Source organism: Methylophaga sp. UBA2496, from assembly GCF_002341635.1.
Taxonomy (GTDB): domain Bacteria; phylum Pseudomonadota; class Gammaproteobacteria; order Nitrosococcales; family Methylophagaceae; genus Methylophaga.
Map to the genome: position 1 here is coordinate 1 of NZ_DDOK01000009.1, position 15,108 is coordinate 15,108.

Sequence of the window (15,108 nt, forward strand, 5' to 3'; positions counted from 1 at the left end):
AACCTTATTTAGGACGGGTCACCCATATAAAAAAGGGCTGTCATAACAGCCCTTTTTTTGTTTCTGCACTTTACCAGATTAACTGGCTTTAGCACGCTGATAGTGTTCCAGCTCATTAAAGTTCAGATAACGGTATATCTCTTTTGCCATTGGCTGAATGCCGGCAACTTTTTCAAGATACTCTGCAACCGTTGGGATTCTTCCGAGACTGGCAACCACTGCCGCCAGTTCAGCTGAGGATAAATACACATCAGCACCATTACCCAGTCGGTTCGGGAAGTTTCTGGTTGAAGTTGACACTACAGTGGCATTATCAGCAACACGCGCCTGATTCCCCATACACAATGAACAACCCGGTGTTTCAGTACGAGCACCCACCCGGCCGAAAATGCTGTAAATCCCCTCTTCGGTCAGTTGATGCTGATCCATTTTGGTCGGTGGAGCGACCCATAGTTTGACCGGTAAATTACCCATTTTTTCCAGTACTTTTCCAGCCGCACGGTAATGACCGATATTGGTCATGCAGGAACCGATAAACACTTCATCAATGTTGGCTCCCGCCACTTCAGATAACGGTTTGATATCATCCGGATCATTCGGGCAAGCCAGTAATGGTTCTTTAATGTCATTTAAATCAATCTCGATAACTGCCGCATATTCCGCATCAGCATCCGGTTCAAGCAGCTGAGGATCAGCCAGCCAGACTTTCATGGCATCAATCCGACGTTGCAGGGTTCTGGCATCTTCATAACCTTCGGCAATCATCCATTCCATTAAAGAAATATTGGAAGTTAAAAACTCGATGATCGGTTCTTTATTCAATCTTACGGTACAACCGTTGGCACTACGTTCAGCAGAGGCATCTGATAACTCAAACGCCTGCTCAACTTTCAAATCCGGTAGGCCTTCAATTTCCAGTACTCGGCCATTAAAGATATTTTTCTTACCTTTCTTCTCAACCGTCAGCAAACCTTCCTGAATCGCTGCATAAGGAATGGCATTAACCAGGTCACGTAAGGTAATTCCCGGTTGCATTTCACCTTTAAAACGTACCAAAACGGATTCCGGCATATCTAAGGGCATAACACCCAGTGCTGCAGCAAATGCCACCAAACCTGAACCAGCCGGAAAACTGATACCGATCGGGAAACGGGTGTGTGAGTCACCACCGGTGCCGACGGTATCAGGCAAAATCATCCGGTTTAACCAAGAATGTATAACGCCATCACCGGGACGCAGTGAAACGCCGCCACGGGTACTGATAAACTCTGGTAATTCGTGTTGCAGTTTTATATCCACCGGTTTTGGATAAGCTGCGGTATGACAGAAAGACTGCATCACCAAATCAGACGAAAATCCAAGACAGGCTAATTCTTTCAACTCATCACGGGTCATGGCACCCGTTGTATCCTGGGAGCCAACAGTGGTGACTTTGGGTTCACAGTAAGCACCGGGACGCACACCTTCCACACCACAGGCAACACCAACCATCTTCTGCGCCAGTGTAAAACCTTTGTCACTGTGGACAGGTTCAACGGGACGTTTGAAGACCTCTGAGGGAGGCATTCCCAATGTTTCGCGGGCTTTATCGGTTAAACCACGACCAATAATCAAAGGAATACGACCACCGGCACGCACTTCATCAGCAATAGTGGTCGGCCGTAAAGTGAACTCAGAAATCACGTCACCGGCTTCATTATAAATTTTGCCTTCATAAGGTTTGATGGTAATGACATCCCCCATCTCTAACTTATCGACATTACATTCGATCGGCAAAGCACCCGAATCTTCTGCCGTGTTAAAGAATATTGGCGCAATATTATTTCCTAAAATGACACCACCCTGACGTTTATTAGGCACAAATGGTACATCGTGGCCCATATGCCAGAGCACAGAATTAATGGCAGATTTACGTGATGAACCCGTTCCGACGACATCGCCGACATAAGCCAGTGGATAGCCTTTTTCTTTCAGAGTAATAATGTTCTCTAATGCGCCGGGCATTTTGCTGACCAGCATGGCTTTGGCATGCAAGGGAATATCCGGACGACTCCATGCCTCAGTCGCAGGTGATAAATCATCGGTGTTAGTTTCACCCGGAACCTTAAATACAGTGAGGGTTATCGATTCGGGGAGAATGGGTTTGGAAAGAAACCATTCGGCCTCAGCCCAGGATTGCAGAATGCGTTTTGCATATGAATTGGTTTCTGCCTTTTCCACAACATCATGGTAAGCGTCATAGACCATGACAATTTTGGATAAGGCTAACTGCGCCGCCTCCGCAGTTTCATCTAAATCCAGCAATTCGATTAACGGCTGAATGTTATAGCCGCCCATCATTGTGCCAAGCAATTCAGTGGCATGAACCGGTGTTATCAAATCACATTGGGCTTCCTGCTTGGCAATAGCGGCTAAAAAACCTGCTTTTACGTAGGCCGATTTGTCTACACCCGGTGGAACGCGGTGAATTAACAACTCAAGTAATACTTCTCTATCACTGTTTTGAGGTTGTTTAAGCCCTTCAATAATGTCAGACACCTGTTTTGCATCCAACGGTAAAGGCGGTAAACCCTCAGCAGCACGCTCTTCAACATGTTTTTGATATTCTTGCAGCACGAAAACGCTCCGAAGTTGAAACTAAGATGGGCGCTATTTTAACGCAAATTCACAAATCAAACTGAATCAAATCCAGAAACAGGGCCGAGTTCTGCTATAATTTCGGCCAATTTTCAGCTTATTTTTAATGGAGTTTTCATGGAATTAACTGCTCTTACTGCCATCTCACCGGTTGATGGCCGTTATGCCGATAAAACAAAGGCTTTGCGCCCCTATTTCAGTGAGTATGGTTTGCTGCGCGCCCGTGTTGAGGTCGAGTGCCGTTGGTTACATTTACTCGGCGCCAATGCTGATATTCATGAAGTCCCTAAATTAAGCGAAACAGCTGAACAATTTCTTAACGATTTAATGACTAACTTTTCGGTTGAGGATGCTGCTGAAATCAAGGCGATCGAGCGGGAAACCAACCATGATGTCAAAGCCGTTGAATACTTTATCAAACGTAAATTCAAACACAATGCCGAACTGGATGCCGTAAATGAGTTTGTGCATTTTGCCTGTACTTCAGAGGATATCAATAATACGGCCTATGGCATTATGCTTAAAAACGCCCGAGAACAGGTTATCCTGCCGGAAATGGACACGTTGATTGGCGCACTGAAGAAACTGGCTCTGGAGCAGGCTGAAACACCGATGATGTCACGTACTCATGGTCAACCGGCCTCTCCGACAACTCTGGGTAAAGAATTAGCGAATGTAGTAAAACGCCTGGAGCTGCAGCGTACCCATGTCGCTGCCGTATTGTTATACGGAAAAATGAACGGTGCGGTTGGTAACTACAATGCCCACTATGCGGCTTATCCAAATGTTGACTGGCCCATGATGGCGAATGCATTTGTCACTGGACTGGGACTGCGCTGGAACAAATACACCACTCAGATTGAACCGCATGATTATGTCGCCGAACTTTTCCAGGCGATGATTCGTTTTAATACCGTTTTAATTGATTTTTGCCGCGACGTATGGAGCTATATATCAATCGGCTATTTCAAACAACGAACCGTAAAAGGTGAAATTGGTTCTTCGACCATGCCGCATAAGGTTAATCCGATTGATTTTGAGAATGCTGAAGGCAACCTGGGTATAGCCAATGCAACCTTTGATCATATGGCCATGAAACTGCCTGTTTCACGCTGGCAGCGTGATCTGACGGATTCAACCGTTTTACGGAATATCGGTGTGGGTTTTGCCCACTCCTTGCTGGCTTACAGCTCGGCACTTAAAGGTATCAGCAAACTGGAAGCCGCCCCGGAAGTGATGGCAGCGGATTTGGATGCTAACTGGGAATTGCTGGCGGAACCAATTCAAACCGTTATGCGTCGATATGGCATTGAGAATCCTTATGAAAAACTCAAGGAATTAACCCGTGGACAGCGAGTTAATAAACAAATAATGCATGATTTTATCGATACACTTGAGTTACCAGATGCTGTGAAGTTTGCATTGAAAGACATGTCACCAGCGAGCTACATCGGTAATGCCATTGAACAGGCGAAAAACTGCTAAATGACTGAGCATTCCACTAATGACCATTCCAATCAAATCATCGTGTTTGATGGTAAACATGAGGCAGCTGCTGCTGCCCTCACATTGGTGGAATCGGCTCAACGGGAAATCTGTTTTTTGGGTAGTAATCTGGAAGCAGTATTACTTGATCAGCCAGCTGTAATCGAAGTCATCAAAAAACTTTGTATTAAAAGTGCACGCACCCGAATCCGCTTTTTAGTGGATGAAACGCAGAGCAGTATGACGAATTCTCATCGACTGTTGCCACTTATTTCCAGGCTGACCAGTTCGATCAGTCTGAATATCCTGTCAGAGAAGCACCAGCGTCCCAAAAATATCGTCATACTGGTGGATGATTCCAGCTATTTACGTTGTCTTAATAATCAACGTTATCTGGGACAGGCAAATTTGCACGATCCCCTGACGGTACGTGAACTCAAACAACAGTTTGAGGAATACTGGGATCACAGCACTGCCGATGTGACCACAAGGCGATTACACTTATGAAAATGTTCTGGTCGATATGTTTTATCTGTCTGGCATTGCCGGCTTTTGCCGATCAGATCAGAACGATTCAGCTGCAGCATCGTCTTGCAGCAGAAATATTACCGATGATTGAACCCATGATAGATAATTACACCACTATTAATGGGCACGATAATCTGTTGATTATAAAAAGTTCGTCACAGAGTTTTAATGAGATTGAACAACTGGTCAAGCAGCTGGATAGCAGAGTGCAAAGTCTGACTGTCACGGTGTTGCGAACCCAGCAACAAATTAACGATGAACGTTTTTCCAATGATCAGTTAAATATTGATTTAGAAAATCCTAAGAATTCATCGCTAGAGATAAATCGCTGGTCAACCAAAAACAGTCGTGAACGGGATCAGCAATATCAGGCGCGTGGTATTGCCGGACAGCCTATCGATATTCAAATGGGTCGTGCTGTTGCCGATAATCAGCAACAACTTATTTTTTATCCGCATGGTGGAATCGCTGTGCAGGAGTCGACTCAGTATATTCAGCTGGATAACGGCTTTCAGGCAAGAGTCAATATTCTCGGCAATCAACAAGCCCGGGTCGATATTTTCCCGTTGTTCTCTGAAATGCAACGTAATGGTGATATCACCTCAACCAGTCTGTTAACCACAGTAAATGGTCCGGTCAATCAATGGATATTGATCGGCCAGATTGGTGAACAGCAACGTCAGCAACAAAATGCAAAAACCTATCGCAGTCATCAAGATGAACAACAATGGCTGTATCTTAAAATCGAACTTAACTGAGTACTTTTCCGAAAAAATGGATATAAAAGAAGCGATTCAAACTCGTCGCTCGGTCAAACATTATGACCCGGCACATCAAATGACCGAAGCAGAAATAAACGAATTGATGGAACATGCCATCCTGTCACCCACTGCGTTTAATATTCAGCACTGGCGGTTTGTCCATGTACAGGACGCTGAAAAACGCCAACAGATTCTGGAAGCCGCCTGGGGACAGGCGCAGGTTGTAGACGCCTCTATGTTACTGGTGCTATGTGCCGATTTGAATGCATGGGAAAAACAACCTGAACGCTATTGGCAGCATGCGCCTGAAGCCGCACAGAAAGCCATTTTGCCTGCCATTGAGAATTACTACACCAATCATCATCAGGGCCAACGTGATGAATGCGTGCGTTCAGCCAGCATCGCGGCAATGAATATCATGTTAATGGCAAAGGGTATGGGTTATGACACTTGCCCGATGGATGGTTTTGATTTTGATAAAGTAGCCCGCATCATCAATCTGCCTCACGACCACATTATTGTGATGATGATTACGGTGGGCAAGAAACTGGAAGATGCACGCCCCCGAGCAGGACAATTACCGCTCGAGGAAGTGTTTTTTACCGATAGTTTTTAATCAGATCAGATAACCGGCGGGGGCGCATCACACACATTATTGCGCCCGCTTCGTTTAGCCAGATACACCGCACGATCGACCCGTTGCAGAAAGCTGTCGACGCCCTCGCCGCGTACATAACGAGCCACCCCGAATGACATAGTTATCATCCCCAGTGGTTCATGGGTATCTTTTCGCTGAATACGTTTACTGGCAAGATCCTGACGTATCGTTTCAGCAAGGTTACGGGCATTTTGCATACTGGTATTTGGCAAAATAACAGCAAATTCCTCACCGCCATATCGCGCAACCAAATCACGCCCTTTCAAAGATTTCTTCATTAATTCAGCAATTACTCTTAACACTTGATCACCCACCAACTGACCATGTTTTTCGTTAATAACGCTGAACATGTCCACGTCAGTAAAAATGACAGAAACATCCATGCCATTCTGATCCGCATCCAGAGTCATTTTATTGATGAGCTCGTCGAAGTGCTTACGATTGGCTAAACCAGTCAAACTGTCGGTTATCGCTTCTCGTCGGGAATCACTTAATTCTTTCTTCAATGCAGCAACTTCGGTCATTGCACCGTTTAACTGCTCATTGAGTAATTCACCTGAAGAAACAGCCAACCGGGTTTCAATCAGTACTTCTTCGATAAGTGTATGTAGTTGCTGCCGGTTTAAATCCGGTTGCAGGCGACTCAGCATGCTTTGTAAATGACTGTTGCTACGATCTGTAGTGGTCACACCTGTGTAGACGTAATTCAACACCTGTTTAAGTAAACGCGCCAGCTCCTGGCGCATTTCAAACATCGCAGCACGATCCTTATCGTCATCAAAAAACTGCTCGTATAACAAATGGCTTTGTTGAGCAGTCAGTTTTCCTGTCATGCCGATTTCGTTATCTACAGCTTCGGTCAAAGCGAGATTGGTACCGGAAACATACTCAAACCATAGCGCATAATTTGCCGGCGTCGGAGCAATGTCAAATTGTTTCATTTTAGAGAGCGCTAATCGCATCCATTCTGCTGTTCGCTCATCATGCTCGCTGTATTTCATAATTACTCCGGCAAAGTCCGCATGCCTATTTTTTCTTCTTCCCTGCTATTTTCAATCGTAGCGCATTCAGTTTAATAAACCCTTCTGCATCTTTCTGATCATAGGCACCTGCATCATCTTCAAATGTAGCAATTGATTCATCAAACAGACTGTCTGTAGCAGATTGTCTACCCACTACTATTACATTCCCTTTATACAATTTGATTCTGACATCACCGTTCACGTTAGTCTGTGATGCATCTATCATTGTCTGCATCATCAGACGTTCCGGAGCCCACCAGTAACCGTTATAAATCATACTGGCATAACGAGGCATCAATTCATCCTTCAAGTGAGCAACTTCACGATCCAACGTCAGTGATTCGATGGCACGATGCGCTTTTAACATGACTGTGCCGGCAGGGGTTTCATAGCAACCGCGGGATTTCATACCGACATAACGATTTTCAACAATATCTAATCGTCCAACACCGTTTTCACCAGCAACCTTATTCAGATACGTCATCACTTGTGCAGGCGTCATACGCTCACCATTAATGGCAACGATGTCGCCTTTTTCATAGCTGAGTTCCAGATAAGTCGGTTTATCCGGTGCATTTTCAGGCGAAACAGACCAGCGCCACATGCTTTCTTCCGCTTCAGCCCATGGATCCTCAAGAATGCCGCCTTCATAGGAGATATGCAGCAAGTTGGCATCCATTGAGTAAGGTGATTTTTTACCTTGTTTCATTTCCACTGGAATACCATGCTTTTCGGCATAATCCAGCAGTTTTTGACGCGATAACAAATCCCATTCACGCCAAGGGGCGATGACTTTAATGTTTGGATTCAGGCCATAGGCACCCAATTCAAAACGTACCTGATCATTGCCTTTACCTGTGGCGCCGTGCGAGACCGCTTCGGCACCCGTTTGTGCCGCAATTTCAACCAGCCGTTTAGCAATTAACGGCCGGGCAATCGAAGTACCTAACAGGTATTCACCCTCATATATGGCATTGGCACGGAACATCGGGAACACATAATCACGGGCAAATTCTTCACGCAAATCTTCAATATAAATTTCTTTGATGCCCAGAGATTGCGCCTTGGCGCGCGCCGGCTCGACTTCTTCACCTTGACCAAGATCGGCTGTAAAGGTCACCACTTCACATTGATATTTATCCTGCAGCCATTTAAGAATAACGGAAGTATCCAGACCACCTGAATAGGCTAGAACGACTTTTTTGATGTCAGACATAAGTGGGGAAATCCTGTATCGAAGAATGTAAAAAAGAATGCGTTATTGTATCAAAATCCACGTAAAGCAAGCACTTCTCTTGCCGCCTGACGTTTATCTCCTTTGCAGCTGATAGTCCGCGGAGCATCAAGAAATTTCAATGTAAAGCCAAGTTCACGGTAGAGTTTTTTAATGTTATCTGTAGCCTGATTGGACAGCACTACAGGCCCATTGTGATTGGCCAGCCATTCGGCTAACCGAACTTGATCATCCCAGTCAAAACCCTGCTGGGAATATTGTCGAAAAGGTACATCGTAAGGTGGATCAGCATAAATGAAATCATTTGGCTTGATGTCGATCTGAGCAAAATCCGTATTGCTGAACTCCCATTTATTCAGCACCGATTGGTAAGATGCAAAGTCGCTGACATAATTAATCGTTTTATAACGTCCAAAAGGTACGTTATAACCGCCGCTTTTATTAAAACGGCATAAACCGTTATAACCAGTGCGATTCAGATAATAAAACAACTGAGCACGTTCGGCATCGGTATGTGCTGCAATATCATTGAACTGTTTACGGTACTGGTAATAAAGCTGCTCATCATTTGCCAGTGGTAAATCGATTGTCAAACCTTGCTGCAATTGTTGATAAAAATTGATCAGCGCCGGATTTAAATCATTCAGTAATGCCTTATCAGGATTTAGCCCTAACGCCACAGACAAGCCACCACAAAACGGTTCTACCAGACGATAATCAGGAAACTGTTTCCACAAATCGCGTAATCTGGGAATTAACCAGCGTTTACCACCAGCCCATTTCAATGGCGGTTTAAGCAAAGAAGCTTCTCTGGTCATAGCTGAATTGTCACCGATCGATTCCGCTGCATGAAAAGCAGTTCATTACTGATTGCTGAGTTGAGATTATCTATCCGTTCGGAAGCTGAATCGGCACCGAACGGATAGTCTGATATTACTTGGAATGCAATGTTTTGCGTGGCGGCATCAGATCGGTAATATTGCCCTCTGCCATTTCCGCTGCAAACGCAAAAGTCTCTGACAAAGTAGGATGCGGATGAATGCTCAAGCCAATATCTTCTGCATCAGCGCCCATTTCAAGCGCCAATACCGCCTCGGCGATTAACTCACCGGCATTTGGTCCAACAATACCGGCACCAAGTAAACGACCAGTTTCTTTGTCAAACAAGGCTTTGGTGAGTCCTTCATCACGATCCACGCTCAAGCTACGGCCACTGGCTGCCCAAGGAAACGCACCTTTAACATACTCGATGCCCTGCTTTTTAGCGTCATCTTCACTCAATCCCATCCAGGCAACTTCCGGATCGGTATAAGCCACAGAAGGAATCGTCATGGGATCAAAAGCCACTTTTTTACCGGCGATATGCTCTGCTGCCACTTTGCCTTCATGCGTCGCTTTATGCGCCAGCATAGGTTGGCCGACAATGTCACCAATTGCATAGATATGCGGCACATTGGTCTGCATCTGCTGATTGACTTCAATAAAGCCATAATCATCGACGTTCACACCAGCAGCTTCTGCATTAATCAATTTACCGTTGGGTGAACGGCCTACTGCCACCAGAATTTTGTCATACGTTTGCGGTTCCGGTGCTTTGTCACCTTCAAACGTGACTTTCAAGCCGGATTTAAGCGCATCAATTTTGCTGACTTTGGTTTTCAGATAAATCGCTTTGTACTGTTTCTGAATATGGTTATGCAACGGTTTGACCAGATCCTTATCCGCGCCGGGAATCAGACTGTCCTGTAATTCGACAACACTGATTTCAGAACCCAGAGCGTTGTATACCGTTGCCATTTCCAGACCGATAATACCGCCACCAATCACCAGCAGTTTTTTGGGAATATCTTCCAATTCCAATGCATCGGTGGAATCCATCATCCGTGGATCATCATTGGGGAAGACAGGAATTTTCGTTACACGTGAGCCCGCAGCAATAATACAATTTTCAAAACTGATGGTTTTATCGCCACCTTCTGTCTTGACCTGCATTAAATTGGTACTGGAGAACTGTGCTTCACCATGTACCACAGTCACTTTACGTTGCTTGGCCAACGCTGATAATCCACCAGTCAGCTTGGAAACAATTCCGTCTTTCCAATCTGCGACTTTGCGAATATCAATTTTCGGCGCACCAAAGGTCACACCATTATCAGCGATATGTCTCGCTTCATTAATAACGTGAGCGGTATGCAATAGAGCTTTTGAAGGAATACAACCAACATTCAGACACACACCGCCAATACGTTGATGACGTTCAATCAATATCACCTGCTTGCCTAAGTCTGCTGCACGAAATGCCGCGGTATAACCGCCAGGACCAGAGCCCAGTACAACGACTTCGGCATGCATATCGGCATCGGTTGGGATGTCCTTTTTAGCAACCGGTGCTGCATTGGATTTTTCAGCAGGTTTTTCTGTTTCCGTGTCAGCAGGTTTAGCAGCTTCAGTTTTCGTTTCTGCCGCTTTATCTTCTGCGGCGGAATCTGCTTCGGTTTCCAGCGTCAGAATCACATCACCCTGAGCAACTTTATCACCCACTTTGACTTTCAATGACTTGATGACACCAGCATCAGAGCTAGGGATTTCCATTGCGGCTTTATCAGATTCCAGCGTGATAATGTCTTGATTCGCGGTGACTGACTCTCCTTCTGAAACCAGGATTTCAATAATTTCAACCGCATCAAAATCGCCGATATCCGGAACTTTGACTTCAATCAAACTCATAACAAGACCTTTCTGATATCCGATAACATCTGATTCAACATCACAGTGAATCGAGCACCTGCCGCACCATCAATCACCCGATGGTCGTATGAAATAGACAGTGGCAACATCAAACGAGGTTCAAACTCCTTGCCATTCCACACCGGTTTCATCTGGTGGCGACTCACCCCCAGAATAGCGACTTCAGGTGCATTGACAATCGGGGTAAAGAATTGACCGCCAATACCTCCCAGACTGGAAATAGAAAAGGTCCCACCCTGTAAATCTTTCGCTGTTAAGGTTCCTTCACGCGCACGGACACTGATTTCACCCAGTTCACCGGCCAGTTCCAGGAAGCCTTTTTTATCGACATCCCGAATAACCGGAACCATCAAACCATTGGGTGTATCTACTGCTACACCGATGTTGTAATACTTTTTGTAAATCAGGCTTTGTTTATCTTCGCTTAACGAGGCGTTAAATTCCGGATACTGTCGCAGGCAGGCGACAACTGCTTTCATAATGAACACCAACGGCGTCAGACTGACACCCTTCTTGGCAGCCATTTCTTTATTTTCCTGACGGAATTCTTCCAGCTCAGTGATATCGGCTTCATCAAATTGCGTTACATGTGGAATATTCAACCAGCAAGCATGCAGATGTTTGCCGGAAATTTTCTTGATGCGTGACAGTTCTTTGCTTTCAATTTCACCGAACTGTTCAAAGTTGACTACAGGAACAGATGGGATTCCGGCACCGTCGGCTGCTTTTGGTGCTGGTGCATTCATGACCTGTTTAACAAAGTTTTGGACATCTTCTTTGGTAATACGGCCTTTTTGTCCACTACCGACAACCGCAGCCAAAGGCACACCTAATTCACGAGCAAACTGCCGTACTGAAGGTGATGCATGTGAAGGTTTTTTAGCTGAACCGGTATCCGGTGCATAAGGCAATGTTTCAGTTCTTTCTGGCTCAGGATTCGCTACTGTAGGTGTCGGTGCCGGTTTACTCTCAGCCGCAGCAGGTTTTTCTTTCTCTGCTGGTTTACTTTCTGCTGCTTTTTCAGCCGGCTTTTCGTTTTCTTCAGCGCCGGCATCAGAAGATTCAATCAAGGCAATAACTGAACCTTCACTGACCTTATCACCGACTTTGACTTTCATTTCCTTGATTGTACCGCTTAGCGATGATGGAATTTCCATCATCGCTTTATCGGATTCAATGGTGATCACTTCCTGATCAGCATTGATTGAATCACCTTCAGCAACTAATACTTCAATGATTTCAACGCTATCAAAATCACCAATGTCCGGGACTTTTAATTCGATTAAATCTGCCATGTTTTAAACCTTAACTGGATTCGTTGCGTCAGCATCAATTTTGTACTGCTTAATAGCTTTTGCAACCACATCGTATTTAACAGCACCTTCATCAGCCAATGCACTGAGGGTGGCGACAACCACGTGATATCGATCCACTTCGAAGAAGCTGCGCAATCTTTCACGGGTATCACTGCGACCAAAGCCATCGGTACCCAGTACAACATAACGCTGTTTGATCCAGGGACGTAATTGCTCGGCATACAGACGCATGTAATCTGTGGAAGCCACTACAACGCCCTCCTGGTCATCCAGGCATTGTGAAATATAGCTGGTTTTTTTCTCAGCAGTTGGATGCAGACGGTTATAACGATCCACATCCATACCATCCCGAACCAGTTCATTCACACTGGTCGCACTCCACACATTGGCAGAAACATTCCAGTCTTTTTCCAGCATTTCAGCAGCTGCTTCCACTTCACGGAGAATAGTGCCGCTACCGAGAAGCTGCGCTTTAATCTTGTGTTTGCCACCTGATTTAAGCTTATAGAGACCTTTGATAATGCCCTCTTCCACACCTTTTGGCATAGCAGGATGGGTATAGTTTTCATTCATCGCGGTGATGTAATAAAACACGCCTTCCTGTTGTTCATACATTCGGCGCATGCCTTCATGTACGATGATAGCCATTTCATAAGCATAGGTCGGATCATAGCTGATGCAGTTAGGAATGGTGTTTGCCAGAATCAGACTGTGTCCATCCTGATGCTGCAAACCTTCACCGTTCAGTGTTGTACGGCCTGCAGTACCACCGATCAGGAAACCTTTGGCCTGGATATCACCGGCCAACCAGCACAAATCACCTACACGCTGGAAACCAAACATCGAGTAATAGATATAGAACGGCACCATATTAACGTTGTAGTTTGAATACGCCGTGGCCGCAGAAACCCACTCGGACATTGAACCGGCTTCGTTAATACCTTCCTCCAGGATCTGGCCTTTGGTATCTTCGCGATACCACATGACTTTTCCGGAATCTTCGGGTTCGTACATCTGGCCGGAAGATGAATAAATACCGATAGAACGGAACAGACCTTCCATACCAAAGGTACGCGCTTCATCCGGCACGATTGGTACGATGTTTTTGCCGATTTTCTTATCACGAATTAATGCGGTAATTATTCGTACAAAGGCCATCGTAGTAGATAACTCACGATCCCCACTGTCTTTTAGTACTGCATCAAAAATGCTTAATGGCGGAAGTTCCAGTGCCGGAGCACTATGGCTGCGTTTAGGAATAAACCCACCCAGCTCTTTTCGACGTTCCAGCAGATATTTTTTCTCTTCACTGTCGTCATCCAGTTTGATGTATGGAATCTCTTCGATTTCATCATCTGGAATGGGGATATTGAAACGGTCACGGAAGCGTTTCATGTGCTCCAGTTCCATTTTCTTCTGCTGGTGAGTCGTGTTCTGACCTTCACCCGCCTGACCCAGTCCATACCCTTTAACGGTTTTCGCCAGGATAACAGTGGGTTGCCCCTGATGGTCCACTGCACGTTTATAAGCGGCATAAATCTTACGAGGATCGTGGCCGCCACGACTCAAGTGCCAGATATCCTCATCGGTCATATCTGAAACCATATCCAGCAGCTCAGGGTATTTACCAAAGAAATGCTTACGTACATAAGCACCATCTTTTGCTTTGTAATTCTGGTATTCGCCGTCGACGACTTCTTCCATGCGTTTCAGCAACAAGCCTTTGGTATCCCTTGCCAGTAATTGATCCCAACCACTGCCCCAGATAACTTTTAATACATTCCAGCCAGCACCACGGAATAAAGCTTCAAGTTCCTGGATTATTTTGCCATTACCACGAACCGGACCGTCAAGACGTTGCAGGTTGCAGTTGACAACAAAGATCAGATTATCGAGTTTTTCACGACCAGCCAGTGTAATAGCGCCTAAAGATTCCGGCTCATCCATCTCACCATCGCCCAGATACGCCCATACATGGCGACCTGATGTTTTGGCGATTTCGCGATGATGCATGTATTTCATGAATCGCGCTTGATAGATGGAAAGAATTGGACCAAGGCCCATTGAAACGGTGGGGAACTGCCAGTAATCTGGCATTAACCATGGATGCGGATAGGAAGACAACCCCTTACCATCGACTTCAAAGCGGAAATTATCCAATTGCTCTTCCGTCAGACGGCCTTCCAGGAAAGATCGAGCATAGATGCCCGGTGCAGAGTGACCCTGAACAAACACCATATCGGCGCCTTCTTCATGGTTATCACCTCTGTAGAAATGATTAAACCCTACATCATAAAGTGTTGCCGCAGATGAGAAGCTCGCAATATGTCCGCCGACAGCACCGGGTTTCATATTGGCCTTAACCACCATCGCCATTGCATTCCAACGGATATACGATCTGAGCTTATGCTCCATTGCCTGATCACCAGGAATGCGTTCCTGTTGATCCACCGGAATGGTATTTACGTATGCGGTATTAGCACTATAAGGCAGATTGACACCACTACGGCGGGCCTTATCAATGAGTTTTTCAATAATGTAATGGGCTTTTTCGTCACCGGCCGCTTCAAGCACAGACTCCAGAGCGTCCAACCATTCTTGCGTTTCTTGTGGATCGTGATCGACAAAATCAGTCATATATACCTTCTTAAATCTCAACGCGATAAATTACAGCCGCACATTGTAACAGTTTTTGTTTAATTCACACTCAGATGCGAGG

The 15,108-nt window shown here is 45.5% G+C and carries 11 protein-coding genes; 4 read left to right on the forward strand and 7 right to left on the reverse strand.

The window, feature by feature from the left end:
- Positions 1-78 precede the first annotated feature (78 nt).
- Complete coding sequence (acnB, locus tag B2W60_RS13150) at positions 79-2,616, reverse strand: bifunctional aconitate hydratase 2/2-methylisocitrate dehydratase (RefSeq protein ID WP_292359284.1); 2,538 nt, start codon at positions 2,614-2,616, stop codon at positions 79-81.
- Positions 2,617-2,754: 138 nt separating this feature from the next.
- Here acnB and purB point away from each other — a divergent pair, with 138 nt between their 5' ends.
- The 4 genes from purB to B2W60_RS13170 are packed head-to-tail and all read left to right on the forward strand — an operon-like array spanning position 2,755 to position 6,027.
- A complete protein-coding gene (gene purB, locus B2W60_RS13155; RefSeq protein ID WP_292359283.1) occupies positions 2,755-4,122 on the forward strand; it encodes an adenylosuccinate lyase in 1,368 nt (455 codons plus the stop codon).
- Complete coding sequence (locus B2W60_RS13160) at positions 4,123-4,629, forward strand: hypothetical protein (protein WP_292359282.1); 507 nt, start codon at positions 4,123-4,125, stop codon at positions 4,627-4,629.
- Complete coding sequence (locus tag B2W60_RS13165; protein WP_292359280.1) at positions 4,626-5,408, forward strand: secretin N-terminal domain-containing protein; 783 nt, start codon at positions 4,626-4,628, stop codon at positions 5,406-5,408. The genes B2W60_RS13160 and B2W60_RS13165 overlap by 4 nt, the downstream gene beginning before the upstream one ends.
- 16 nt (positions 5,409-5,424) lie before the next feature.
- Positions 5,425-6,027 (forward strand): nitroreductase family protein, encoded by a 603-nt coding sequence (locus B2W60_RS13170; RefSeq protein WP_292359279.1) that lies wholly within the window; start codon positions 5,425-5,427, stop codon positions 6,025-6,027.
- 5 nt (positions 6,028-6,032) lie between these two features.
- On the opposite strand, the gene B2W60_RS13175 is transcribed toward B2W60_RS13170, so the two are convergent.
- From B2W60_RS13175 to aceE, 6 genes are all read right to left on the reverse strand, one after another.
- Positions 6,033-7,070 (reverse strand): GGDEF domain-containing protein, encoded by a 1,038-nt coding sequence (locus tag B2W60_RS13175; protein WP_292359277.1) that lies wholly within the window; start codon positions 7,068-7,070, stop codon positions 6,033-6,035.
- 25 nt (positions 7,071-7,095) lie between these two features.
- Complete coding sequence (locus B2W60_RS13180; protein ID WP_292359276.1) at positions 7,096-8,307, reverse strand: argininosuccinate synthase; 1,212 nt, start codon at positions 8,305-8,307, stop codon at positions 7,096-7,098.
- Between the two features lie 50 nt (positions 8,308-8,357).
- Positions 8,358-9,143: a DNA adenine methylase gene (locus B2W60_RS13185; RefSeq protein WP_292359275.1), complete on the reverse strand. Its 786-nt coding sequence runs from the start codon at positions 9,141-9,143 to the stop codon at positions 8,358-8,360.
- Between the two features lie 115 nt (positions 9,144-9,258).
- Positions 9,259-11,052 carry a dihydrolipoyl dehydrogenase gene (lpdA, locus tag B2W60_RS13190; RefSeq protein ID WP_292359274.1) on the reverse strand — a complete coding sequence of 598 codons (1,794 nt, stop codon included), beginning with the start codon at positions 11,050-11,052 and terminating at the stop codon, positions 9,259-9,261.
- Entirely contained in the window at positions 11,049-12,368 is a 1,320-nt protein-coding gene (aceF, locus tag B2W60_RS13195) for a dihydrolipoyllysine-residue acetyltransferase (protein ID WP_292359273.1), read from the reverse strand. Before aceF ends, lpdA begins: the two co-directional genes overlap by 4 nt.
- Before the next feature lie 3 nt (positions 12,369-12,371).
- A complete protein-coding gene (gene aceE / locus B2W60_RS13200) occupies positions 12,372-15,026 on the reverse strand; it encodes a pyruvate dehydrogenase (acetyl-transferring), homodimeric type (protein WP_292359272.1) in 2,655 nt (884 codons plus the stop codon).
- Between the last annotated feature and the right edge of the window lie 82 nt (positions 15,027-15,108).